The sequence below is a fragment of the Phyllobacterium sp. K27 genome (assembly GCF_054796155.1).
The window spans coordinates 2,359,784-2,382,587 of sequence record NZ_CM139240.1; the positions used below are offsets into that span (position 1 = coordinate 2,359,784).

General features: G+C 51.2%; 28 protein-coding genes. 11 read left to right on the forward strand and 17 right to left on the reverse strand.

The features are described from left to right. Positions 1-11: 11 nt before the first annotated feature. Positions 12-1,421 carry a type I glutamate--ammonia ligase gene (gene glnA, locus ACYJL1_RS11475; RefSeq protein WP_460895529.1) on the forward strand — a complete coding sequence of 470 codons (1,410 nt, stop codon included), beginning with the start codon at positions 12-14 and terminating at the stop codon, positions 1,419-1,421. 79 nt (positions 1,422-1,500) lie between these two features. Here glnA and ACYJL1_RS11480 read toward each other — a convergent pair whose 3' ends face one another. From ACYJL1_RS11480 to crcB, 3 genes are all read right to left on the reverse strand, one after another. Next, entirely contained in the window at positions 1,501-2,292 is a 792-nt protein-coding gene (locus tag ACYJL1_RS11480; RefSeq protein ID WP_460895530.1) for an ATP12 family chaperone protein, read from the reverse strand. Between the two features lie 41 nt (positions 2,293-2,333). Further along, positions 2,334-3,320, reverse strand: coding sequence for an RluA family pseudouridine synthase (locus ACYJL1_RS11485; protein WP_115053156.1), 987 nt, complete (start codon positions 3,318-3,320; stop codon positions 2,334-2,336). Between the two features lie 120 nt (positions 3,321-3,440). Then, positions 3,441-3,818 (reverse strand): fluoride efflux transporter CrcB, encoded by a 378-nt coding sequence (gene crcB, locus ACYJL1_RS11490; protein WP_460895531.1) that lies wholly within the window; start codon positions 3,816-3,818, stop codon positions 3,441-3,443. 199 nt (positions 3,819-4,017) lie between these two features. Between crcB and ACYJL1_RS11495 the strand changes: the two genes are divergently transcribed. Beyond that, a complete protein-coding gene (locus ACYJL1_RS11495; protein WP_460895532.1) occupies positions 4,018-5,793 on the forward strand; it encodes a glucan ABC transporter ATP-binding protein/ permease in 1,776 nt (591 codons plus the stop codon). Positions 5,794-5,884: 91 nt separating this feature from the next. Here the strand turns inward: ACYJL1_RS11495 and ACYJL1_RS11500 are convergent, their stop codons facing one another. From ACYJL1_RS11500 to ACYJL1_RS11510, 3 genes are all read right to left on the reverse strand, one after another. Continuing rightward, entirely contained in the window at positions 5,885-6,802 is a 918-nt protein-coding gene (locus ACYJL1_RS11500; RefSeq protein ID WP_460895533.1) for an alpha/beta hydrolase family protein, read from the reverse strand. Between the two features lie 99 nt (positions 6,803-6,901). After that, positions 6,902-7,264, reverse strand: a complete 363-nt coding sequence (yidD, locus tag ACYJL1_RS11505; RefSeq protein ID WP_460898022.1) for a membrane protein insertion efficiency factor YidD — start codon at positions 7,262-7,264, stop codon at positions 6,902-6,904. 4 nt (positions 7,265-7,268) lie between these two features. Next, on the reverse strand, positions 7,269-7,715 hold the full coding sequence (locus ACYJL1_RS11510) for an iron-sulfur cluster assembly scaffold protein (RefSeq protein WP_460895534.1): 447 nt from the start codon (positions 7,713-7,715) through the stop codon (positions 7,269-7,271). A 267-nt stretch (positions 7,716-7,982) separates the two neighbouring features. Here ACYJL1_RS11510 and folE point away from each other — a divergent pair, with 267 nt between their 5' ends. From folE to ACYJL1_RS11525, 3 genes are all read left to right on the forward strand, one after another. Further along, positions 7,983-8,609 carry a GTP cyclohydrolase I FolE gene (gene folE / locus ACYJL1_RS11515; RefSeq protein WP_460895535.1) on the forward strand — a complete coding sequence of 209 codons (627 nt, stop codon included), beginning with the start codon at positions 7,983-7,985 and terminating at the stop codon, positions 8,607-8,609. Positions 8,610-8,615: 6 nt separating this feature from the next. After that, entirely contained in the window at positions 8,616-9,029 is a 414-nt protein-coding gene (hisI, locus tag ACYJL1_RS11520; protein WP_460895536.1) for a phosphoribosyl-AMP cyclohydrolase, read from the forward strand. A 145-nt stretch (positions 9,030-9,174) separates the two neighbouring features. Continuing rightward, positions 9,175-10,146, forward strand: a complete 972-nt coding sequence (locus ACYJL1_RS11525) for a patatin family protein (RefSeq protein WP_460895537.1) — start codon at positions 9,175-9,177, stop codon at positions 10,144-10,146. Here the strand turns inward: ACYJL1_RS11525 and ACYJL1_RS11530 are convergent. Beyond that, on the reverse strand, positions 10,143-10,574 hold the full coding sequence (locus tag ACYJL1_RS11530; RefSeq protein ID WP_460895538.1) for a CBS domain-containing protein: 432 nt from the start codon (positions 10,572-10,574) through the stop codon (positions 10,143-10,145). The two genes, ACYJL1_RS11525 and ACYJL1_RS11530, sit on opposite strands and share 4 nt — an antisense overlap. A gap of 222 nt (positions 10,575-10,796) precedes the next feature. After that, positions 10,797-11,504 carry a rhomboid family intramembrane serine protease gene (locus tag ACYJL1_RS11535; RefSeq protein ID WP_460895539.1) on the reverse strand — a complete coding sequence of 236 codons (708 nt, stop codon included), beginning with the start codon at positions 11,502-11,504 and terminating at the stop codon, positions 10,797-10,799. 295 nt (positions 11,505-11,799) lie between these two features. On the opposite strand from ACYJL1_RS11535, the gene ACYJL1_RS11540 reads away from it, so the two are divergent. Together ACYJL1_RS11540 and ACYJL1_RS11545 are read left to right on the forward strand one after the other, a co-directional pair. Then, the gene (locus ACYJL1_RS11540) at positions 11,800-12,444 is read left to right on the forward strand and encodes a PAS domain-containing protein (protein ID WP_460895540.1); all 645 of its coding nucleotides are present in this window, start codon (positions 11,800-11,802) and stop codon (positions 12,442-12,444) included. A gap of 378 nt (positions 12,445-12,822) precedes the next feature. Further along, on the forward strand, positions 12,823-13,419 hold the full coding sequence (locus tag ACYJL1_RS11545) for a transglutaminase-like cysteine peptidase (RefSeq protein ID WP_460895541.1): 597 nt from the start codon (positions 12,823-12,825) through the stop codon (positions 13,417-13,419). 36 nt (positions 13,420-13,455) lie between these two features. Here ACYJL1_RS11545 and ACYJL1_RS11550 read toward each other — a convergent pair whose 3' ends face one another. Beyond that, positions 13,456-13,983, reverse strand: a complete 528-nt coding sequence (locus ACYJL1_RS11550) for a gamma carbonic anhydrase family protein (protein ID WP_460895542.1) — start codon at positions 13,981-13,983, stop codon at positions 13,456-13,458. A 108-nt stretch (positions 13,984-14,091) separates the two neighbouring features. On the opposite strand from ACYJL1_RS11550, the gene ACYJL1_RS11555 reads away from it, so the two are divergent. After that, complete coding sequence (locus ACYJL1_RS11555) at positions 14,092-14,817, forward strand: hypothetical protein (protein WP_460895543.1); 726 nt, start codon at positions 14,092-14,094, stop codon at positions 14,815-14,817. Positions 14,818-14,845: 28 nt separating this feature from the next. Here ACYJL1_RS11555 and ACYJL1_RS11560 read toward each other — a convergent pair whose 3' ends face one another. From ACYJL1_RS11560 to ACYJL1_RS11580, 5 genes are all read right to left on the reverse strand, one after another. Further along, positions 14,846-15,052 carry a DUF3126 family protein gene (locus ACYJL1_RS11560; protein ID WP_460895544.1) on the reverse strand — a complete coding sequence of 69 codons (207 nt, stop codon included), beginning with the start codon at positions 15,050-15,052 and terminating at the stop codon, positions 14,846-14,848. A gap of 98 nt (positions 15,053-15,150) precedes the next feature. Further along, positions 15,151-15,975, reverse strand: a complete 825-nt coding sequence (cysE, locus tag ACYJL1_RS11565; protein ID WP_460895545.1) for a serine O-acetyltransferase — start codon at positions 15,973-15,975, stop codon at positions 15,151-15,153. A 204-nt stretch (positions 15,976-16,179) separates the two neighbouring features. Next, complete coding sequence (locus tag ACYJL1_RS11570; RefSeq protein WP_460895546.1) at positions 16,180-16,941, reverse strand: alpha/beta fold hydrolase; 762 nt, start codon at positions 16,939-16,941, stop codon at positions 16,180-16,182. A gap of 12 nt (positions 16,942-16,953) precedes the next feature. Continuing rightward, positions 16,954-17,433 carry a DUF192 domain-containing protein gene (locus ACYJL1_RS11575; RefSeq protein ID WP_460895547.1) on the reverse strand — a complete coding sequence of 160 codons (480 nt, stop codon included), beginning with the start codon at positions 17,431-17,433 and terminating at the stop codon, positions 16,954-16,956. Between the two features lie 10 nt (positions 17,434-17,443). Beyond that, complete coding sequence (locus ACYJL1_RS11580; RefSeq protein WP_460895548.1) at positions 17,444-18,025, reverse strand: cold-shock protein; 582 nt, start codon at positions 18,023-18,025, stop codon at positions 17,444-17,446. 268 nt (positions 18,026-18,293) lie between these two features. Here ACYJL1_RS11580 and gloA point away from each other — a divergent pair, with 268 nt between their 5' ends. The 3 genes from gloA to ACYJL1_RS11595 all read left to right on the forward strand — a co-directional run bounded on the left by gloA (position 18,294) and on the right by ACYJL1_RS11595 (position 21,377). Further along, positions 18,294-18,734 (forward strand): lactoylglutathione lyase, encoded by a 441-nt coding sequence (gene gloA, locus ACYJL1_RS11585; protein ID WP_460895549.1) that lies wholly within the window; start codon positions 18,294-18,296, stop codon positions 18,732-18,734. Between the two features lie 138 nt (positions 18,735-18,872). Further along, a complete protein-coding gene (locus ACYJL1_RS11590; RefSeq protein WP_460895550.1) occupies positions 18,873-20,405 on the forward strand; it encodes an acyl-CoA carboxylase subunit beta in 1,533 nt (510 codons plus the stop codon). Between the two features lie 540 nt (positions 20,406-20,945). After that, the gene (locus ACYJL1_RS11595) at positions 20,946-21,377 is read left to right on the forward strand and encodes a DUF2267 domain-containing protein (protein ID WP_460895551.1); all 432 of its coding nucleotides are present in this window, start codon (positions 20,946-20,948) and stop codon (positions 21,375-21,377) included. Here ACYJL1_RS11595 and ACYJL1_RS11600 read toward each other — a convergent pair. The 3 genes from ACYJL1_RS11600 to ACYJL1_RS11610 form a co-directional block, all read right to left on the reverse strand. Beyond that, positions 21,374-21,553 carry a flagellar FlbD family protein gene (locus ACYJL1_RS11600; protein ID WP_460895552.1) on the reverse strand — a complete coding sequence of 60 codons (180 nt, stop codon included), beginning with the start codon at positions 21,551-21,553 and terminating at the stop codon, positions 21,374-21,376. The genes ACYJL1_RS11595 and ACYJL1_RS11600 overlap by 4 nt on opposite strands. A 57-nt stretch (positions 21,554-21,610) precedes the next feature. Further along, positions 21,611-21,976, reverse strand: coding sequence for a GFA family protein (locus tag ACYJL1_RS11605; protein WP_460895553.1), 366 nt, complete (start codon positions 21,974-21,976; stop codon positions 21,611-21,613). Between the two features lie 70 nt (positions 21,977-22,046). Continuing rightward, entirely contained in the window at positions 22,047-22,796 is a 750-nt protein-coding gene (locus ACYJL1_RS11610) for a GNAT family N-acetyltransferase (RefSeq protein ID WP_460895554.1), read from the reverse strand. Positions 22,797-22,804: the final 8 nt, after the last annotated feature.

Consider the following 22,804-nt stretch of genomic DNA (forward strand, 5'->3'; position numbering starts at 1 on the left):
GGAAAATTGGTATGACGACTGCAAATGATATTCTCAAGCAGATCAAAGACAATGACGTAAAGTTCCTTGACCTTCGCTTCACTGATCCCAAGGGCAAACTGCAGCACGTGACGATGGATGTTGCTGAGGTCGACGAGGATATGTTCGCCGATGGCGTTATGTTCGACGGCTCGTCCATCGCTGGCTGGAAAGCCATTAATGAATCGGACATGGTGTTGATGCCTGACACTGAGACGGTCCACATGGACCCGTTCTTTGCACAGTCCACCATGGTTATTCTTTGTGATATCCTTGATCCGGTTTCAGGCGAATCCTACAATCGTGATCCGCGCGGCACGGCCAAGAAGGCTGAGGCCTACATGAAGGCCGAGGGCGTTGGCGACACAATTTTCGTTGGTCCAGAAGCCGAATTCTTTGTCTTCGACGATGTGAAATACAAAGCCGATCCGTACAACACAGGCTTCAAGCTGGATTCAACTGAACTACCCTCCAATGATGACACGGATTATGAGACCGGCAATCTTGGTCACCGTCCTCGCGTCAAGGGTGGTTATTTTCCGGTTCCCCCGATTGACAGCGCGCAGGACATGCGCTCGGAAATGCTGACAGTCTTGACGGAAATGGGCGTGCGCGTTGAAAAGCACCACCATGAAGTCGCGGCTGCCCAGCACGAGCTTGGTATCAAGTTCGATCATTTGACACGTAATGCCGATAAGATGCTCATCTACAAATATGTCGTGCATCAGGTTGCCAATGCCTATGGCAAGACTGCAACCTTCATGCCAAAGCCGGTGTTTGGCGATAATGGCTCGGGCATGCACGTCCACATGTCGATCTGGAAAGATGGCAAGCCGACATTTGCGGGCAATGAATATGCGGGTCTGTCGGAAAACTGCCTGTTCTTCATTGGTGGTATCATCAAGCACGCCAAGGCAATCAATGCCTTCACAAATCCGTCGACCAACTCTTACAAGCGCCTGGTGCCAGGTTATGAAGCTCCGGTTCTCTTGGCATACTCGGCACGCAACCGTTCGGCATCCTGCCGTATTCCGTTTGGCTCCTCGCCGAAGTCAAAGCGCGTTGAAATCCGCTTCCCTGATCCAACAGCAAATCCATATCTCGGCTTTGCTGCCATGCTGATGGCTGGTCTTGATGGTATCAAGAACAAGATCCATCCTGGCCAACCAATGGACAAGGATCTCTATGATCTTCCTGCAAAGGAACTTAAAAAGATTCCGACTGTCTGCGGTTCGCTGCGTGAAGCCCTCCAGAGCCTCGATAAGGATCGTGCTTTCCTCAAGGCAGGCGGCGTGTTCGATGATGATCAGATCGACTCGTTCATTGAATTGAAGATGGCTGAAGTGATGCGTTATGAGATGACCCCGCATCCGGTCGAATATGACATGTACTATTCGGTATAATCCGAGCCTCAGAAATGCGAAAACCCCGGCTTGGCCGGGGTTTTCTGCTTTAAAGCCCAGGGAAAATCGAACCAGTATTCTATACCGAAACCGCTTGCAATATTTTCACAGCGGCCTGCATTTCGCGCTCGCGGATATCCCGGCGGGCAGCGGCTTCTGCGTCTTCGCCCCATTGCTCGGCCGTCCAGTCTTCTTCCAGATGAGCGAGTTTCCATGCCTCATCGCCGGAGATTTCACCTTTGGCAACAGCCAACGCCAAAATGGCCGAACCTGTCAGAGTTGTGATGGTGTGGAGCGCCGCAATCGCAAATGGATCGGTGAAAGCGCCAAGGTGAACGCCAAATGCACCAAGCGCTTCGCGAGGTTGCTCGACATGCATCACGCCTTCCGCAAGCACAAAGCGCGCATTCAGGCTCATGGCCGCCCAATCGATGATCGGGTCCCAAGAGTCCGTCTGACGTTGCACCAAACGTTCCGGGGAACCAGCGCGATAGCAAAGCATATCTGACGATGCAAAGCGTAGAACGTCTTCCAACACTGCTTGTGGATCATTGATGATCCCATCAATCGCGGTGTTGGCGAGACGCGTTGTGGGCATCCGCGCCGGATCAATTTCCTTTTCCTGCGCTGTAAACTCATCAGCAATGAGCTGTGCCGCGGCACGCGTCGGCAGTAGCAGATTTTGCCGCGCGGGCGTCTTTACTGCGCGCCCATCCAGTTCCACTGCAAACTTTCCATCCCGCTCGGCAATGGCGGCCTCTTTGTAGAATCGCTTCGGCAGAGGCAGTTTTGACGTTATCTGCGCACGGCGAACAGGATCAGGATCGGAAAGCTCCTGTTTCGTGTCCATGCTGAAAAGTTCATCACGCATTGGTAAAGTCCGTTTCTACAGCCAGCAGGTCGCCCCCGCTCTCAGTTGTCTTCATCTGCATCGTTTTCATCCAGACCCAAAAGGTTCCATGTCTGCACCATATGGGGCGGCAGTGGAGCGGTTACATCAATGATGCCGCCGGATGGGTTTGGTATGCGAATGCGTCTTGCATGGAGGTGCAGGCGGTTCTGGATGCCGCCCGGAAACGACCAATTGGTATCGGCTTCGAAGTACTTTGGATCACCGATGATCGGACAGCCAATATGGGCCGCATGAACGCGAAGCTGATGCGTGCGCCCTGTATAAGGTTCCATTTCAAGCCAGGTCAGCACCTGCCCTGCGGATTCAATAACCCTGTAATAGGATATTGCATGATCCGAATCCGGTTCACCATGGGGCACAACGCGCATGCGGTCGCCATCTTCGGTTGCTTCCTTGGCAAGCCAGGTGGCGATTTTGTCTTCGCGCTTGCGTGGGATACCCTTGACCAGCGCCCAATAGGTTTTCTTTGTTTCTCGTTCACGGAATGCGGCAGTCAATGCCTGTGCGGCGCCGCGTGTCCGGGCAACGACCAGCACGCCGGAGGTATCGCGATCCAGCCGGTGCACCAGCCGGGGTTTTTCACCCCTTTTGTTGCGCCATGCTTCCAGCATATCATCGACGTGACGATTGACACCCGAGCCACCCTGAACGGCCAATCCCGCTGGTTTGTTGAAAACATAAACCTTCGGATCTTCATAAAGCAGCATCTGCTTGAGAACATCGCCATCATCGCGGCCTCGTATGCTTTTGCCGGTTAGATGGCCTTCAGCTTTCGAATCAACGGGCAAAGGCGGAATGCGCACTGTTTGCCCGGCCTGAAGGCGCGTGTCGGATTTCGCGCGCGAGCCATCAATACGGATCTGACCGGAACGCAGCAACTTCTGCAAATGCCCGAAGCCCAGCCCCGGATAATGTACTTTGAACCAACGGTCGAGACGCATCTCCGCCTCACCCGTATCAACTGTTTTTTGTTCTACCGCTGCCATCAGCTCAAGCCTTTTAATCTCAGACCTTCAAATTCGGCGTGTCTTCAAGCGTATAAACGCGGAAAATCGCATCGAATGATTATTTATAAGGAATAAAGGTCTTGTCGGCAGCGCTTAGCACTATGCGACCGTTCTTGCGAGCCATAATCCTAAAAACACGGCGCTAATACTCAATATGACACTCGCCAGCACGTAAAATGCAGCATTCACAGTCTCGCCGCGCTGCCAAAGCATCACCACGTCGAGTGAAAACGATGAAAAGGTTGTGAAGCCGCCCAGAATTCCGATTGCGACGAATAAACGAAGCTCAGTCGATCCCTCAAAACGCCGTGCCAGCACCTCTATGAAGACACCCATCAGCAACCCGCCGATCACATTCACCGCCAATGTGCCATAAGGAAACGCTGCACCGAGCAGACGCGTCATCGCAAGGCCGGTGAGATACCTTAGAACCGAGCCAATGGCTCCTCCGGCTGCGACCAGTAATATTGCGTTCATGTTACATTCAGTTCGGCTGGATTAATTTGCGATCTCAGTAAGTTGACTCATCACGGGACGTTACGAGCCGTAGAAAAATGTTCCTGTCTACGACGTGGAACAATCAAGACTTTAAAGCATTGAATATTGCGGTGCACAAGAGTCTGATGCAGTGTCATTTCTACGCGCAAGTGGCGAACCAAGCAATCGGAGTGGCAAAGTGTCATTATTAAACATTTATTGGAGATCGCTCCAATATCTCGGCGCTGAAAAGCGTGCGACGATGTTTATATGCATCGCCAATATTGCACTCGCTGCAAGCATGATCGTAGAACCATGGCTTGCCGGTCGGGTGATTCAGGCCATCGCAACAAAAACAGCCATCATTCCCCCGCTCAGCCAACTGGCTGCAGTAGGCTTGTTCCACATCGGTGCCAATGTTCTGGTGTCTCGCGAGGCCGATCGGCTGGCCCATCGCCGCAAGCTTGCCGTGCTTACCGAATCCTATAATCGCGTTATCAGCATGCCGCTTGCCTGGCATCATCAGCGCGGCACATCAAATGCGCTGCACACATTGCTGCGTGCAGTCGAAACTCTGTTCGGCCTGTGGCTTGAGTTTATGCGGACGCATTTGGCCACCGCGGTTGGCTTGGTGTTGCTCTTCCCGCTCGCACTCAGCCAGGATTGGCGTTTGACTTCTGTGCTAGTTGTGCTCGGCGTGGTCTACATGATGGTTGTGCGTGTTGTTACCAGCAAGACCAAAGATGGTCAGGCCCAGGTTGAACGTCATCACATCACAGCATTCAGCCATGTCAGCGACTCGATGAGCAATATTTCGGTATTGCAGAGCTATAATCGCGTTGAAGAAGAAACCCGTGCTTTGCAGACTTATACAAAGAATCTGCTGGACTCCCAGTATCCGGTCTTGAACTGGTGGGCGCTTGCTGCGGGCATCAACCGTATGGCGTCCACGATTTCCATGATCGTTGTCCTGCTATTGGGTTCTTACTTCGTTATGCGCGATGAGATGAATGTCGGTCAGGTTGTTGCTTTCACAGGGTTTGCCGGCCTGCTTATTGGCCGCCTCGATCAGCTCAGTGCCTTTGTGAATCAGATTTTCGCTGCTCGCGCCAAGCTTGAAGATTTCTATGCGATGGAGGAATCGGCTGCCTATGCTGTCGAGTCGAAATCCGCGCATGATATCGACAATGTCACAGGTGATGTGGAATTCGAGAATGTTTCATTTGAATTCCCGAACTCCAAGCAGGGCCTGAAAAATGTAAGCTTCAAGGCAAAAGCCGGCGAAACCATTGCTATTGTCGGACCGACAGGTGCAGGTAAGACAACGCTGATCAATCTGTTGCAGCGCGTTTACGATCCAAAGGAAGGCCGTATCCTTGTCGATGATATTGACACGCGTACGATCAGCCGCCGCTCGTTGCGCAATGCCATCGCCACCGTCTTTCAAGACGCGGGCATGTTCAATCGCTCGATTGAGGACAATATCCGCGTTGGTCGTCCCAAAGCGACCAATGAAGATGTTTTCGCTGCTGCGGAAGCTGCCGATGCAAGCGATTTCATCCTGTCGAAGTCAGCTGGCTATGGCACTGTTGTGGGTGAGCGCGGTTCGCAATTGTCCGGCGGTGAACGTCAGCGTGTAGCGATCGCTCGCGCTATTCTCAAGGACGCGCCTATTCTTGTTCTCGATGAAGCAACAAGCGCTCTTGACGTAGAGACAGAAGCCCGGGTCAAGGTCGCGGTCGACAAGCTTTGTCAGAACCGCACAACGTTCATCATCGCGCACCGCCTTTCGACTGTCCGTGATGCCGACCTCGTATTGTTTATGGATCAGGGCGAAGTCGTTGAATCTGGTAGCTTTGATGATCTGGCACGCCGGAATGGCCGTTTCACATCGCTGCTGAAAGCCGGTGGTTTGAAGCTCGACGACGATACAGCCAATGTAACGCAGTTTTCTCGTAAGCCCGAAGCGGCCTGATAGGGCATGACAACAAGAATAAAAGGTCGCTTACGGGCGGCCTTTTATTCTTGTGATGTACAGAGACGATGACAACCAAGGCCAAGTTCAATTAGTGCAAAATGCGTTTGAGAAACTTTTCTACGATCGGGGCCCATATAACAGGTCCGTCGTTACGAAGAAACAAATCGTGTCCGTCATCCCCGCTGGGCGGTAAAATTTCCAATTCTTGTATGGGAGTTTTCTTTTGAACATAGGCCCTGAATAGGTGTTGTGCGAGTTTCGGTCCAAAATATTTATCGTTCTCGGCATAAATCCAGATGGTCGGTAGGTCGTTAGTAGCGCCAAACTCCCTGAACGCGCTTTCTAGTAAGTCCGCCCGGCAAATCTTACCCTGCCTCATTCTTCCAGCTCCCGGTCCAAATGCTATCACACCTCTGACGCCTTCAGGATGCCTGCTCGCCGCTGCAAGGGATCCAGCCCCACCGAGTGAATGACCGATCAGAACAATACGATCTGCTAAGATGAACGACTGTTGCCGAAAATAATCTACCGCACTGATTATATCCCTGGCAATTTCCTTTCCGCCGTCAATATAGGCTGGAGAGGAGCAATTCCCAATACTCACACGCGCTCCTTCCGAACGTCCATATCCTCGCCGAATAGGAATGGCGACTGAAAAACCTTTCGAAACGAACCATTTGATCGCCGCTTCTGGGCGATAATCCCAAGGGGCATTGCTGGGAGCATCGACCGCTCCGCCATGATTAATTATTACTAGAGGAAATGGTCCCACGCCAACCGGCTGGAAAGTAGTGGCGTCTAAAAATATTGGTTTGTCCGTATTGTTCCCGTTAACTGGAATACGCCAGTACCGCATTTTAAGAATCCCAATTGGCTTGGTTATTGGGCCGACTTCTGACGTATTGGATTGACCAAAACTTGGCTGAGGAAAGAATAGCGACCCATTAAGGGCAAGACCAAATAGCAATCCATATAGCCACCCTCCTCTATGAAGCGATCTTTCCATTTAGCCTCCGCGAAACTTGTGCTTTGAGCGAGGTCCTTATCTGCGATAACCTTCTGCACTAAACTCTATGATTTAAGTAATAGAACGATGAACGATGCGTCACGGGCGGCCTTTTTCTTTGGCGGCTATGCTCCAGTATCGCCAGGGCAGATACCAGACGAAATGCTCATTGAGCACGACGGGCACCGGGTCCAATCCCTTGGTTCCGCCCGGACCACAACGCGCAAAGCGAAATAGCCCCATCCAGCCACCTGCCCAGAACCCATGCCGTGCAATCGCTTCATAGGCGTATTCCGAGCATGTCGGTAAATGTCGGCAGGAATTCCCGATAAATCCTGATAGGGTTAATTGGTAGAACCGCACGAGCCCCGTTCCCAGCAAACGTCCTGGTGTTTTACGCCACGGCCCGCCCCAATTGCGGGAGTACTTTACCGGATGCTTATGTGTTGGGTCACTGCACATCCCGTCAAGCAGCGGCTTCTGCGTTTTTTCTGTCAATCTGATCGAGGCAATCGACGACCGCATCGAAGGTCAGCATTGTGGAGTTATGACGCGCTTTATAGTCGCGCACCGGTTCCAGAAATTTCAGGTCCTCAAAACGCCCTTCCGGAGGTGCACCGTTTTCTTTGAGCATGCGTAACATTGTCAAGCGCAAGGCACGGAGTTCTTCAGCGCTCGCACCGATCACGTGCCGCGCCATGATGGACGACGAGGCTTGTCCAAGAGCGCATGCTTTCACATCATGAGCAAAATCGGAAACAACACCGTTTTTGACTTTAAGATCGACAATTACAGTTGAACCGCACAGCTTTGAATGAGCCTTGGCAGTTGCATCAGGAGCATCCAGACGCCCCAGACGTTGAATATTGCCAGCAAACTCCAGAATTCGCGTATTATAAACGTCATTGATCATGATTTGCCAATCTTGACATAGTGTTCATCCCAAAGGCGTCACAACGCGCCGTTGATGCTCTATGAATTCCCAATAGACTCCCTATATAGTATGAGAGCAGGCACTCATAAAGTCGCATGGATTCATTTTGCGAGGAGATGTATGCCTATCGGGTGGATGATTGATCCACTGATGCCCCAATACATCGTCCGTTTCTTGAAAAGGAACGATTATCGTGTATTGCCGTTTAACTCGTCGCTCCTTTGAGGGCGACTACGGGAGATCGCGATGGATGCGGTAGTGAAGAATTTGCAGTCGGTAACCGCAAAGCAGAATAATATTCGCCGTCCAACTCAGGAAGAAGCGGAAGCAGCGGTGCGTACCCTGCTTCTCTGGGCTGGTGAGAATCCCGACCGTGAAGGGTTACTTGATACGCCTGAACGTGTCGTCAAATCATACAGGGAACTGTTCTCAGGCTACGCACTCGACCCGGCCGACGTGCTGGGACGAACTTTCGAAGAAATAGCCGGCTACGAGGATATGGTCCTCATCCAGGATATTCCCTTCTTTTCGCATTGCGAACACCACATGGTTCCCATCATTGGCAAGGCACATATCGCCTATCTGCCTGATGGTGAAAAAGTTGTCGGGCTTTCGAAGATTGCGCGCGTTGTTGATATTTTCGCGCACCGCCTGCAAACGCAGGAAAGCATGACAGCCCAAATTGCCGGCGCGATACAGAGTTCTCTGCGCCCGCGCGGTGTTGCCGTCATGATTGAGGCCGAGCACATGTGTATGGCAATGCGCGGCATCCGCAAGTCGGGTTCATTGACGACCACGACGACATTTACTGGATCGTTCAAGAATGAGGTCAATGATCAGGTTCGTTTCATGACCATGGTCAGGGGCCGTTGAGGAAAAATGTCAGAAGCGTCCTTGCCTCGTCCCACCACTCATGATCATGACGTCGAAGAAGGCAATATATTCACCCCGCGGTTTGATGCTGCGGGGTTGATAACGGCTGTTGTAACGGATGCGCGGGACGGCGAACTTCTGATGGTCGCGCATATGAATGCGCAAGCTTTGCAACTGACGATTGAAACGGGAATCGCCCATTACTGGTCGCGATCACGCCAGTCGCTGTGGAAGAAGGGGGAAACCTCTGGCAATCTGCAAACTGTTGTCGAGTTGGGTACCGATTGCGATCAGGATGCCCTGTGGCTGAAGGTCAAGGTAGCAGGCGATGGACCGACATGTCACACTGGCCGCAGGTCATGTTTTTATCGCAACATTGTTGCGCATGATGGAAAACCGTCGCTGGTCATGAAGTTGTAGATAACGCAATGCCTCGCATCCGCCGTTTTCTACGTTAGTAGTCAAGTTTCATTGGTCAACCAAGAACTGTTATTCATGCAATATTCAGGTTTTGGTTACCACAATCGAGTTTGAATGCAAGTCCACGACTCTAGGAGTTCAAGCCATGCTCGAATGGGCATCGCGCCGGACGCGTGCGGCGGAATCGATCGGCATCAGCAATGGTTCTGATGAGAAAAACGCGGCACCCGAAAGGCCCGTTCAAAGCAAAACACCCATAGCGCTTGCTCTGGGTGGTGGTGCGGCGCGCGGTTGGGCGCATATTGGCGTGCTTCGTGCGCTCGATGAAGCGGGCATTGAAATATCGATGATTGCCGGAACTTCAATTGGGGCGCTCGTTGGTGGCTGTTATCTCGGCGGAAAACTTGATCAGCTAGAGGAGTTTGCTCGAAGCCTCACCAAACGCGGCATTTTCAGCCTGCTTGATCTGCGTTTTGGCGGAAATGGGCTGTTCGGCGGCATGAAGCTGGACCGCCGGTTGCGCGACCATCTCGAAGAACTAGCCATCGAAGACCTGCCCAAGCGATTTATTGCAGTCTGTACGGAAATCAATACAGGTCATGAGATCTGGTTGACCCGTGGCAGCCTCATCACCTCGATGCGGGCGTCCTACGCCCTGCCCGGTGTATTCGAGCCTGTCGAATGCAATGGACGCCTTCTGGTTGATGGCGCTCTGGTCAATCCAGTTCCCGTTGCCGTGTGCCGGTCTTATGAACAGCCATTGGTCGTGGCGGTCAATCTGCATTATGATCAGTTTGGTCGTGCTGCTGTCATAAAACATGCTGCTGAAGCGCCGCACCCTCATGCGGGTGATGTCGAGAATCCCGGCTCACGGCGACCGGCCTATTCGAAGCGTCTCGGTATTACAGGCGTGATGATGGAATCATTCAATATCATTCAGGACCGGATTTCACGTGCACGCATGGCAGGTGATCCGCCGGATATCGCATTGCTGCCAAAAGTCGGCAATATCGGGCTCGCAGAGTTTCATCGCGCAGATGAAGCGATCCGAAGCGGCTATGAAGAGACGATGGTCCGCCTCGGCGAGCTAGAGCGCATGCAAAAGCTGGTTTTCTAAGCCGTCGCTATATAGCTGCGAATTTCCTGTGACTCGCGTTCAACTTCTTCAATACGCAGTTTAACGACGTCACCAATCGATACGATGCCATACAGTTGGCCATCCTTTTCAACCGGCAAATGGCGGAAACGGCCTTGAGTCATCGTTTCCATGACCTGATTGATTGTGTGACTTTCACTGCAGACTTTGACCTTCATGGTCATTGTTTCTGAAATCGGCTTCCACAAAGCATCGGCGCCCTCGGCCGCAATGGCGCGAACCACATCGCGTTCGGACAAGATACCCTTGATAGCCTTGTTCTCATCGCAAACGACAAGCGCACCGATTTTATGCTTCGTCAAAATCGTGATTGCATCCGCTAGTGAGACATCAGGCGTGGTGCTGAAAACGTCATAACCCTTGCGTTCAAGAATCAATCTGACTGTCATGCGCATCCTCCTTGACTGCTTGATTGCCACATCTCCCAGATGCCTTCAGCAATCCAACTCATCGTGCTCATATGTTGCACCTATTACAAGTGCATTGCAATTGCGTACGGCACTTGAAGGGCCACCTTCGCAAAAGAAAATTTGTTAATCTCGATTTTGTAAAAATCACCGTTAATTATTGATTATAATAGAAATTTTATTTTCACCCGCTGATTAATAATATCAGGTATTGCGCCGGTCGAATAGCGATATCCCGAAGAATCCGATGACAAATCCGCCTATGTGGGCCTCCCAGGCAATTGATGCCGAGCCTTCTACCCCCAACGACAAAAGTCCAGTTGCAATATTGGTGACGAACCAGACTCCTAGAAATGTGAGAACCATGCGCATACGCAACGCGACGGCGATAGGCAGTATTTCACCAACAAAGGCTGCCGAATTGCGTGATGTCGAGCGGCGAAAGCCAAACCGGGCGGCAGCACCCATCATACCGGAAACAGCACCTGATGCTCCAACGAGTGGTGCCATGCTGTCCGGGTAAATCGCATAATGCGTTAGCGCGGCAGCGACGGACGTGGCAATCCAAAAGAGTGCCGAGCGCAAAGGACCGATACGTGCCGCCAGCGGTGATCCGAATGCTGCAAGCCAGATCATGTTCAAGGCGATATGGGCCACACTTCCATGCATGAATGAGTACGAGATCGTGGTGAACCATGCCAGCACGGAACCCCCGCCTCCAAACTGTGAGAAGCGTGCGGGAATAAAAGCGTAGTTCCAAAGAAACTCGACAGCTTGTCCGCCACTCAAAATGTAGGTCTGATACACGAATAAAGCGATACAAATGCCGATGGCTGTGAGGATGATACCCGGAATGTTGAACATCGGCTCTCCTCCCGATGATCTGTTCCGCGTGTTTTCTGGTTCGGTCATTATTCTATTGGCCTCATTTCCATTCCGGCAAGCTAACGACTTTCGAATACTGCGCCAAGGATAAGTCAGCCACCTCAAACAGAAAAAGGCCGCCCGGTGGCGGGCGGCTTTAAATTTAAGGTCAGGCATGAAATCTCCTAAGCCGTTGTCTCATATTCGTTGATGCGCCTCAACGTAAACTACCTGTTAACCCTAACAACCCACTGCGGTGGACATAAGCATATCAAACATGGCCTTGCCATGCGGTCGGTGACACAGTCCATCACATCCTGATCGGACAGACAGACCAAACCTTATGCAGCATGGAAAATCAAACGAGCTTATCGCTTATTGGGAGCAATTGCGCGGGAGCCGCGCCGCTCCTGAACGTAGCGAAATATCGCCGGCTGCTATTGCCCGCCAGCTGCCAGACATATTCATTTTGCGAGCCAGCCGCGATGCGGAGGCAAAGTTCCGGCTTGCTGGCACCCGGATTTGCTCGATTCATGGCCGCGAACTGAAAGACTCATCTTTCGAACTGCTTTGGCAGGCACAGGATCGTCGCAGCATTTCGCGTTTGATTGCCAACTCCATATCCCGGAAAAGTCCTGTGACAATAAATGCCGAAGGCATAAGTGCACGCAAGCGCGCCGCGCTGTTTGAGTTCACCCTGTTGCCGCTGGCCAGCGAAGTGCATGACGGGTTTCTGATCGGCATGATCGTCGCCTTTGGACAACCATTCTGGCTTGAATCCGATTCTATTGTCGAAAGCCGCATACGATCAATAACGACGTTGGATACAAGTCGAAGTCACCACCCTGGAGGATCGCGGCTATCACAAGGCGCGAAAGGCGCTATCCATACAATTATCGGCAACAATGCTGGCCATCTGCAATTGCTGGACGGCGGAAAATCTTCAATTCCAATTAAAACACGCGCGAAACCGATACCCCGTCCCTGAACAAAGGATAGATCACCATCATGAATCCATGAGGACGCCCGGCGATCTAACAACCTTTCCGTTTGCATTTTTCTTCATGGAGCTGAAATATTTTTGTCGGGATTGCCACGGGATCACGGCAATTATCCGGCAAATTTCTTGTTCGCGTTAAGACAATGGAAATAATGACTTATTTGCATAAACCGATATTTAATTCTAATATTCTCGTAACTAATCAAAACAATACTTTGTTTAACCGAGTTATAATAATCATTAATACATAGTAATTGTCCAATTCCTTTATTTTTTACTACTTATTTGCGTTGGATTTACTCCACAAGATTTCCGCTCAATCAAACTCTCTCTGCCATTGTCGCCTCAACCGGGGAGACGACGGTAATGATAAAAAAGACAATTCTACTTGGCGCTGCATTCTTTTTAATGTGCATCGCTGCCTATGCTGAGACAGGCATGATCATGAAGACCGGCGGTCGCACCTCGCAGCCGATCGGCCATTATGAATTCTGTCAGACCTATCGAAGCGAATGCAGTATCAAAAGCAATAATGATACGCCGCTCAGCCTGACGTCAAAAACATGGAACCTCATGGTTCAGGTCAATAGTCAGGTCAATGCTCAGGTCAAACCTGAGACAGACATGGATATCTGGGGCAAAGCTGAAGTCTGGTCCTATCCGGCGACGGTTGGTGACTGCGAAGACTATGTTTTGCTCAAGCGCAAGCTGCTCAATGAGAGCGGCATTCCTCTCAGCAATCTATTGATCACAGTCGTTCGTCAGATGAATGGCGAGGGTCATGCCGTACTGACCGTGCGTACCAGTCAGGGCGATTACATCCTCGATAATCTCGAATCCCGCATAAAGCCTTGGAATGAAACGAATTATGACTACCTCAAGCGCCAGTCCACCAGGAATAGCGGCGCATGGGTTTCGATCAATGATGACCGTCAGGTTTTGGTCGGCAGTATTGAGCAATAGGCTTTACTGGATGCCGTCGCAGAACTGGCATCTCGCCTATTCCATCTTCAGACCGCTTCCAAAGCGCCTGCCGTTCTCGACATAGTGAGCGGCAGAAAGCTTTAACTGTTCTACCGCAGCCTCATCCAGCGTGCGGACCACTTTGGCTGGAGAGCCAACAATCAGGGAATTGTCTGGAAACTCCTTACGCTCGGTGACTAAAGCCCCTGCACCCACCAACGAGTTCTTGCCGATTTTGGCACCATTAAGAATGATTGCTCCGATACCAATGAGCGTGTTTTCTCCGATCGTGCAGCCATGCAGCATGGCACGATGTCCTATGGTGCATCCATCGCCGATCGTCAGCGGATATCCCATATCGGTATGCATGATCGTGTGCTCCTGCACATTCGTATTGCGACCAACGTGAATGAGTTCATTGTCCCCGCGCAATACCGCCCCGAACCAGATTCCGGCATTTTCCCCCAGGAACACTTTGCCGACAATCGTTGCGTCAGGCGCCATCCAGTTTGATTTTCGGTCTTCGAACTGCGGTGCATGGCCATTAAGGGTATAGATCGGCATTGGAGTCCTCCAGAATCAAAACTGCTCGGGCTTATTGATATTCGATTAACCATAAATCAGCACATAAGCAGTTACATTGCCTGCGAGAAATCTCCTTCAGGCAAGCTCATGCAGGCAACCACACAAAAGATTGAGGCAGTTTCGGTAAGCTTTCTCGTGCGAAAGGCCCTTTATTGCTTGGCCGCACTTGGTGGCGCGTCGCTATGTCTGGCTATTGCCGGCTCTTTTCTCGGACATGTGATTTCGCTTGGCGGTCATACGGAAGACGGTTCCATGCAGGAAATTGTCATCGGCAATGATGTGCTCCAGATTCCAGCAAACATGATCCGTTTTGATAGGCAGCGTCGCGATGGCATAGCAGAGCGCATTGATCTTTATCTGCGCTGGCCGGAAATGCTGGGCTATTCACCCGAATTCAAAGATGATTTCAACGGGGTGACAAGCGGTAAAAGACTGCTTTTCCTGACCTTTGAAGCCAGACAAGGGTCGCAGGATATGTCGGGACGATATGGCCCGGTCTATACGCCACTGACGGAAGGCCCCGGAATATCGGGACCAGCCAATCTGACCGTTTATCGCTTCAGAACTGACAGCGGGTTCGTTAATGAGGAATTGCTGGTTTCACCGGAGCACGGCGTAAAAAGCCCCTTTGTCGTGCGCTGTCTCGATGCGCCGTCATCGGTGGATAATCTTGCCTCATGCCAAAGCGACATTTTCGTCGGAAACGATTTGCAGCTAACCTATCGGTTTCCACGGGAAACGCTTGAAGACTGGAAACTTCTGGAGAAGAAAATTGCGGAGTTTGCGCGTGAGCACATTAAAAGTGCGGAGTGACGCCAAGGCGCCACTCAAATAATCGAAGTTAAAGATCCATCTCAAGGATCGCCATGGAGAAATTGTAAGACAATTCGCCCTCGTCTTCATCCTTGTAGACTAGGCCGAGAAACTCGTCGCCCAGATAAAGCTCTGCGGAATCATCTTTCCGAGGTCGGGCTTTCACTGTCAGCTCTGGATTGCGGAACGTCCGCTTGAAATAGCTGTCCAGTTTTTTCAGTTCTTCGGGTTTCACCTAAAATCTCCTGTCAATTCGTCGAGTCAGAGCGGTTTGCCATGTGGCATGGCGCCCTGTAAAGGGCTGCCTTCAATCGTTGGTGATAAAGAAACGACTTATTCGAAGTTAGTAATGAGTTGGTCCATGGCACGCGATGGCTCCGAGCAACCGGCTTCTCCGACAATACGAGCAGGCACGCCAGCCACAGTCACATTGTGCGGCACAGGTTTTAGAACAACCGAACCGGACGCCACTTTTGAACAATGACCGATCTCGATATTGCCAAGAATTTTTGCTCCGGCGCCGATCAGAACGCCATTTCGGATTTTTGGATGACGGTCGCCTGTTTCTTTTCCAGTACCGCCAAGGGTAACACCCTGCAGAATTGATACATTGTCTTCAATAACAGCCGTCATGCCAACAACAATGCCCGTCGCATGGTCGAAAAATACGCCCTGCCCCATGGGAACTGCCGGATGAATATCAGTCTGGAAAACAGACGATGAGCGGCTTTGTAAATAAAGCGCAAAATCATGACGGCCCTCATGCCATAGCCAGTGGGCGAGACGATGAGTCTGGATCGCCTGAAATCCCTTGAAATAAAGGATCGGCTCCAGAAACCGCGTGCATGCAGGATCACGGTCATAGACTGCCTGTATGTCCACTCGCAAAATCTGCGACCATGATGGATTGGCTTCCAACATGGCGGTGAATGTCTGGCGCAACAGTTCCGACTCGACATCCGGATGGTCGAGCCGCTGGGAAATACGATGTATGACCGCCTGTTCCAGCGACTGATGATTCAAGATAGTGGTGTAAAGAAATGTCGCGAGCAGTGGCTCATTGCGGACAACCTCTTCTGCTTCAGCACGGATAGCATGCCAGATCGGATCGATCTGCTTGATCGATCCAGCCATCTTCATCGGAACACTTGCTGACATTTTCTAGCTCCAGGCATTCAGCCGAATTTTATACTCTACGACGGATTATAAGGCAAAAGTGGTTTCTTGACACCTCAAAATCCAGTGCCGAAAGCGCAAGAAATTTGAAGAAAGCATTTAAATGCCTGATGATCGCCATCACCGGCAAACATCATGGCTAGGCCCATGGTCCATTTTCTTCAAGGAAGGAGATCGTTTCCAAGATCAACCAGCAATGGGATGACGCTTCAAAAACTCCAGCACGGCCTCTTTGAAAACCTTGTCACCGACCGCCAGCATATGGTCGCGATTTGGAATATCAATCGCTTCGCCGTGCGGCATTAGCGCTGCAAGCTTCTGCGCACTGCCACCAATATCGTCTTTGGTGCCCACAGCAACAAGCGTTGGCTGCTTGATGCGCGCCATGTTTTCCGCACTGATTTCTTCTTTCGAGGTAATAACGCAAGCTGCCAGCGCAATCTTGTCGCTCCTGGTCTTGTCGGCGAACATCCGAAACATCTTGCCGCGCGGATGTGTAATCGCGTCAGCGTCGTCTGCCAGAAGCGCCTCAGCTATGGGCGACCAGTCTCCCGCGCCTTCGACCATACCGATACCAAGTCCACCAAACACGAGATCATGCACACGATCCGGATGTTCCAGAGCAAGAAACGCACTGATGCGTGCTCCCATGGAATAGCCCATCACATGCGCCGATTTTATTCCCAGATGATCCAGCAGTGCAGCGGTGTCTCCTGCCATGCGGGTTGGTGTATAGACCGATTTATCATGTGGCTTGTCAGAATCGCCATGACCGCGATTGTCTATAGCGATTGTCCGGTATCCCGCCGCCGTCAATGTGGAAATCCAGCCGGGCTGAATCCAGTTGTACAATGACGAAGAAGCAAAGCCGTGGATAAGCAGGACTGGCTCACCCTCGCCCTCATCAACATAGGCAAGTTTTAACCCGTCATTTTCAAAAAAATGCATTTTTTCTGTCCGTTATTTGGCTTCAATTGCGGGATGCCGCACCTTATCGCCAACTCTTAAACCGAGACGCTGTACCGTTCCAGCCTTTACCTCAACAACAAATTTTACCGGGCCGCCGGAAGAGATCACATCGCGCGAAAACGGAACGGCGTTTTGATGGATTGCCGCAATGCGTCCATTTTGGTCAAGAAACAGCATATCCAAGGCCGATGGTGTGTTCTCCATCCACATGGAGATCAATCTGACTTGATCGAAAACGAACAGCATCGCGCTGTTGTCTTTCAGGTCAGTACGGAACATCAATCCGCGCTGACGCTCTTCCTCGTTATCAGCAATTTCAACGCTGAAAGGCACATCGCCCTTGGCAGTATTGATGGTCAGAGCAACAGGGTCGACGGGCAAATGCATGGGCGCAATTTGCTGTGCCAGTACCGGGAAAGCGGAAATCATGGAGAGTATGACAGCGGCCAGAAATAATCTCAGGCGATTCATCAACTGATTTTCAGTGAGAAACCGGCATCTGCGTGCCGATATCAGGATGGATTTCCGAAGCCATGAGGCCTTTTTCGCCATTGCCGAAACGAATGAGCACGACTTGTCCAGGACGCAGCTCGGTGAGGCCGAAATGACGGAGCGTTTCCATATGAACGAAAATGTCTTCTGTGCCCTCACCACGCGTAAGAAACCCGAAGCCTTTTGTGCGATTGAACCATTTGACGAGAACGCGCTCAAGCCCGCTCGAAGGCGTCACCGTCACGTGGGTACGCACCGGCGGCAATTCCGTCGGATGGACCGCAGTTGAATTATCCATCGACTTTACGTGGAAGCACTGCATGCCCCGCTCACCCTGCTTGACCTCGCAAACAACACGGGCACCTTCCAGGGCAGTCTGGAAGCCATCTCGGCGCAGGCAGGTTACATGGAGCAGAATGTCAGGAAGATCAGAATTATCCGGGACTATAAATCCATAGCCCTTGGCAACATCGAACCATTTGATCGAGCCTGAAATCTCGACGAGATCAAGATTGTCGCTTGCGCCTTGCCCATCAGGAGAGGTCTGGGTCGATACTGTTCTGTCTGACATGAAGCGAGCCCCTCCTCTCCCGTAAACGAAAACACTGATTCTCTTAATGAAGAATAACACTGGTCCGATAGCTGAGAGCAAGTATCATCTTGATGTTTTCTTTCAAACTATAACCAAAACCCGTGTTTATCCTCAATCAGTCTCGTCAAATGAGCGTGCAGATTTGTTTGCATAAGCAAATAATGTTATCGATGGTGCCAGTCACTTGCCCTTGCTGGCGAGCAGACGTTGCTATTTTAATCTCATGAAAAGAACCCAAAGGCAAAAGATGCGCTATCTTCACACTATGGTTCGCGTTCGCGACATTGATGAATCGCTTGATTTTTACTGCAACAAGTTCGGTCTGAAAGAAGTTCGCCGCACCGAAAATGAAAAGGGCCGGTTCACGCTGATTTTCCTCGCCGCATCCGAAGATGAAGGCCGGTCTGCTGCCGAACGCGCTCCTGAGCTTGAATTGACCTATAATTGGGATCCGGAAGAATATACGGGCGGGCGCAATTTCGGTCACCTCGCCTATGTTGTGGATGACATTTACAAAACCTGCCAGGGCCTGTCAGACAAGGGTGTTGTGATCAACCGGCCGCCCCGTGATGGCCATATGGCTTTCATCCGCTCACCCGATGGCATCTCCATTGAGCTTATTCAGAAAGGTTCTGCGCTGGCGCCGCAGGAACCATGGCTATCCATGCCAAATACCGGCACCTGGTAACCGTAACGCAGTGCCATACCTTACCTGCCCGGCCATTTCCGGGCAGGCAGAAGCCGCAACCCGGCTAAATTCAATCTCCGGCATCTTCCATGGCTCAACGTCTCCTGTTATCAGAAATGGCCAATGTGGAGGACTGCTATGAAGGATGTGCTTATCGAGCTTGAGCGTCGCAGGACTATTGCGCGCGAAGGTGGCGGCAAGGCTCGTATCGAAGCGCAGCATAAGCGCGGTAAACTCACTGCGCGCGAACGTATCGATATTTTCCTCGATGAAGGCTCCTTTGAAGAGTTCGACACGTTCGTCGAACACCGCTCCACAGATTTTGGCATGCAAGACACCAAATTTGCCGGTGATGGCGTTGTTACCGGCTGGGGTACCATCAATGGCCGGACTGTTTTTGTCTTTGCCAAGGACTTCACGGTGTTCGGCGGTTCGCTCTCCGAAGCGCACGCGGAAAAAGTTCAGAAAATCCAGGACATGGCATTGCGCAACCGCGCGCCGGTCATTGGGCTTTATGATGCTGGCGGCGCGCGTATTCAGGAAGGTGTCGCGGCGCTTGGCGGTTATGCGGAAATTTTCCAGCGCAATGTGCTCGCCTCCGGCGTCATTCCTCAAATCTCTGTGATCATGGGCCCCTGCGCCGGCGGCGATGTTTATTCGCCAGCCATGACCGATTTCATCTTCATGGTTCGTGACACCTCATACATGTTCGTCACAGGGCCGGACGTTGTGAAAACTGTCACCAATGAAACGGTGACATCAGAACAGCTAGGCGGAGCGTCAATTCACACCACCAGATCGTCTATCGCAGATGGTGCATATGACAATGATGTGGCCGCGCTTCTTCAAATGCGCCGCCTGATTGATTTTCTTCCCGCTTCAAACACGGCCGAACTGCCCCAGATCGAATGCTATCAGCCGACAGACGAGATGGATTACTCGCTGGATCGTCTTGTACCGGACAATGCGAACAAGCCCTATGACATCAAAGAGCTGGTCCGCAAGACCGTCGATGAGGCCGATTTCTTTGAAATTCAGGAAAGCTTCGCCAAGAACATTGTTATCGGCTTCGGTCGCATTGAAGGTCGTACTGTCGGCATTGTTGGCAATCAGCCTATGGTTCTGGCAGGCGTTCTCGATAGCGATGCCTCGCGCAAGGCAGCACGGTTTGTGCGTTTCTGCGACTGTTTCAACATTCCAATCGTAACCTTTGTCGATGTACCGGGCTTTCTTCCGGGCACCGCGCAGGAATATGGCGGGCTCATCAAGCATGGTGCCAAGCTGCTGTTTGCCTATGCGGAAGCAACTGTTCCCAAAATCACGCTGATTACCCGCAAGGCCTATGGCGGCGCCTATGATGTGATGGCCTCGAAACATCTGCGCGGCGATATCAATTATGCCTGGCCTTCCGCTCAGATTGCTGTCATGGGCGCAAAAGGCGCTGTCGAAATTATTTACCGGAAAGATATTGGTGATGCCGAGAAGATTGCGGAGCACACCAAGCGCTACGAGGATCGCTTCCTCTCACCTTTCGTGGCCGCCGAGCGCGGTTATGTCGATGAGGTGATCATGCCGCATTCCACCCGTAAGCGAATTTCACGGGCATTGCGCATGCTGCGCAACAAGGATCTCGAAAACCCTTGGAAGAAGCACGATAATATTCCGCTTTGATAATAGAGCCAAGCAAAGTCCAGGCATTAAAAAGGCCCCCTCGAGGGAGCCTTCGATATTAATATAGAGTTTCAAATTATCGGCGGAAGCTGAAACCGCCGCTTGAATCCCGCAAAATCTGGGAAATTGTACGCTTTTCACATGGCTCACTCAGTTTAGCTGCAGCTTTGACGAGCGCAGGCTTAACTTTGGCCACTTGTGCAATCTTAAGTGCATTTGTTCCAATTGTTGACGATGTATCTTTATTTATTGTTATCATTCTTCGATACCTCCATTAAAAATACTCTCCGCGAGAGTAATCTCTCTACCGGCATACAGTTTATATTCCGTTGTATGATGATCTTCTAGAGAAACTAAACCGATTTAACAAATCACTATTTATATCCAATTTTGACTTGTATTTGAATAAACCAGTCAGGAGCCAAAAGGTTCCGAAACGCCAAGAAAAAGGCTGTGGTGTCAGCGTCCGCGCGAAACCAAAAAAATGTCAAAAAATAACAATCAACTCGCTTATGCATTCTGAAGAAAGTGAGGCAGCACATGACACAACCCCAAGAAATCGTTCAGGCTTCGAAACAATTTCAGGACTGGTTGACAGCTTTGAAAGCCAAATCCATGTTTGCTACGCACAATCAGAGCTTTGCGAGTATGCGGGGCGTTATGCATGGGCTACGCCGACACATGAATACAGACGAGGTACTGACATTCGGGGACGCGCTGCCGCCTTTGCCGCGCGGCCTTTTTCTGGAAGGCTGGCGGCCTGCTCCTGCGCTCCCTTTGGAGTCGGAAGCGCAGCTCGCGAAAGAAGTCTATGATGATCTCACAGCTCACCACAGCCCCCCCGAGACCATTGTCAGCGACGTGCTTGCCGTTATCGTCCAGCATCTCGACCCGCATAATGCAAAGATTGCGGGTGAGCAATTGCCGCCTGCTCTAAAACAGATCTGGTCGGAGAATCGACAAGAACACTAGCTGCTTTTTATGCCGACCTTGCTCTGAATCTCTTCGACAGTTTCTTTGACGAAAAAGGTAAGTCCTTCCGTAATCGTCACAATATGGGTCCCGGTCCCATAGGGATTGAACGAAACAACATGGGCGAAATTTAACGTGATGTGATCGCCATTGACGTCTGTGAGCTTAATCCACATGGCCATACCTCCCTGTATACACCCAAGGAAGCAGGATTCTATCAATCAAGCAATAAGTTACCAGAGATTCCTTCCGTCAATGTGATCTACCCTTAGCGAGCCGATATCAAAATTATCGAAGAGCCGGACATTCACGCTGATGCGCGGATTGTCAAAATCCGGCTTGAAATCCACCCAGCTTGGTGCTTTCGAAAAAGTGCCACAGCCGCAAATATTGCAATGGTGATGTTTGTTCATACCATTCTTCGAATAGATGGCATCGGCTTCCGGTGCCGCCGACACCTTTACCTGATCGGGTGTATAATAAGCCCAAAGCGCACCGCGCTTGGTGCAAAAAGTGCAACTGCACACTGTTACTGATTCCGGCGTCTCGCTGATTTCAAGCTTGATTGCACCACAGTGACAACTTGATAGTATGGTCATGACTCTTACCCCTCAACATGTTTCATTGGTGGGTACACGATATCCACTGACAACCTTATGTCAGGAGCGTTTATGGATTCACCTTCCTACGGTAGTGATAACTGTAGAGTTCTCGGCTGAATCCGAGCGAGGCATAAAGCGCTCGTGCAGGCTGATTGTCAGTAACAACTTGCAGGCACGCTCCCGTAGCTCCCTCACCCTTCGCCCAGTCCAGTAAGGCCCTTACCGTTTGCTGACCAAAACCACGATTCCGGTATTCTTGATCAGTAGCCACGGACTCCAGTACGAGAAGACCTCTACTGATAGCTCCGTAGGCCTTGGCAACGATCTTATCCTCCACCTTAACTGACGCAAATGCCTTAGGCACAACAATGGAGGCAATCATCGCAGCGAATATAGCTTGCTCTCTGCCAGACCAACCAGCGATACGAGTACTCTCCTGCAACCAATGCGGTGTCATCTGGCGGGAAAGCTTGGCCATCGAGGCTTTTCCCATCCTGTACTGAGCCAAATCACAATGAAGCACAGTACTTCCACCTTCAAAATGATAATCGCGCTCCACCAAGAGCAATTCCATTTCATTGGCGATGGTGGGAACGCGGAAAATACAATCATGACCAAGCGAATGGTACAACTTCTCGGCGGCATCAATGACTCCAGCAGGCTTGACCCTAGGACCAGCCAACGGATTGACTGAATTAGCCCGACGAATGCTACCGCCGGAAAATCGCATCAACCACCCGCCATGTAGAACCTGCCTTGGCGACGGCCAAGCATTAAAACAGGAATCTTCTACCCGCCAATTTAGATCATCATCCACGATTCAAT